3 protein-coding genes are annotated in these 825 nt (G+C 49.8%); all 3 read right to left on the bottom strand.

All coding sequences use genetic code 11. The annotated features are described in order from the left end of the window. Positions 1 to 41: 41 nt before the first annotated feature. Positions 42 to 332 carry a DUF1364 domain-containing protein gene (locus tag EQY_RS0121245; RefSeq protein WP_000774481.1) on the bottom strand — a complete coding sequence of 97 codons (291 nt, stop codon included), beginning with the start codon at positions 330 to 332 and terminating at the stop codon, positions 42 to 44. After that, the gene (locus EQY_RS0121240) at positions 325 to 495 is read right to left on the bottom strand and encodes a NinE family protein (RefSeq protein WP_000224907.1); all 171 of its coding nucleotides are present in this window, start codon (positions 493 to 495) and stop codon (positions 325 to 327) included. The genes EQY_RS0121245 and EQY_RS0121240 overlap by 8 nt, the downstream gene beginning before the upstream one ends. Next, on the bottom strand, positions 495 to 825 hold a 331-nt coding region (ybcN, locus tag EQY_RS0121235; protein ID WP_000304018.1), incomplete at its 5' end, for a DNA base-flipping protein YbcN. The genes EQY_RS0121240 and ybcN, both read right to left, overlap by 1 nt.

The raw sequence follows: 825 nt of genomic DNA, 5'->3' as shown, positions 1-825 counted from the left end.
ATTATTGCTCGGAGGCCAGGGTAATGTGATATTGTAGGTATTCACGCCTTAATTACCCCCTCTTTCAGCCAGATAACCTGCGTTCTCGCCATACCTTCCAGCGCGCATTCTTTTGCATATCCAGCGTCAACAAAATGCGTGCGACGGTCGATCTCGTCGTGACAGGCAGAACATGCAATGGTGGCAACCAGGTCTGGCGGTTTGATACCGGTACCGCACAATCCAGCCAGCCGGATATGTGCCAGTACAGACGTTTCAGGATTGCCATTACATACGCCAGGGATTCTTACCTGGCATTCCCGACCACGCGCTGCTTTTCTCAAATCAGCCATGATTCCTCCTTGCTGCCAGTCGCAACCATTTTTTATCAACCAGGCTGGCGGTATATCCGAGCAGTGTTGGTATTTCGGATGGTTTCAGCTCAGGCTTACGCTTACGACGATTTGGTACTTTGTAGATGTGTCCGTTCATGACACGAATAAGCGGTGTAGCCATTACGCCTCCTGCTTATCACGCAGCAGCTGGAACTCGCAGCTCTGCGGAATAATCAGGTGGCAGCCAATATTCATCGCCCAGGCTTCAACCTTACACAGGAAGACATACATCTCTCCGGTATCAAGGTCGGAGGTATGGCGTAACGACTGGATAGTGGTGATATCACCGGTTACGACATCAACCAGGTCTTTGGTTTCATAACCGAGATATGTGTGTTTGAGAGCATCTTTTACCCAAGCTGGAGTGGCGAACGTTTTACCCCTGCTGATGAGGTATTCACTGATTTCGCTGTACCACATGTGTAGTGGCATAGTGAATTTGGCCACCTGA

This window comes from Escherichia sp. TW14182 (assembly GCF_000208525.1).
GTDB lineage: Bacteria > Pseudomonadota > Gammaproteobacteria > Enterobacterales > Enterobacteriaceae > Escherichia > Escherichia ruysiae.
Note: the sequence above shows the minus strand (reverse complement) of the source record. Positions and strands in the feature narration are given on the sequence as shown.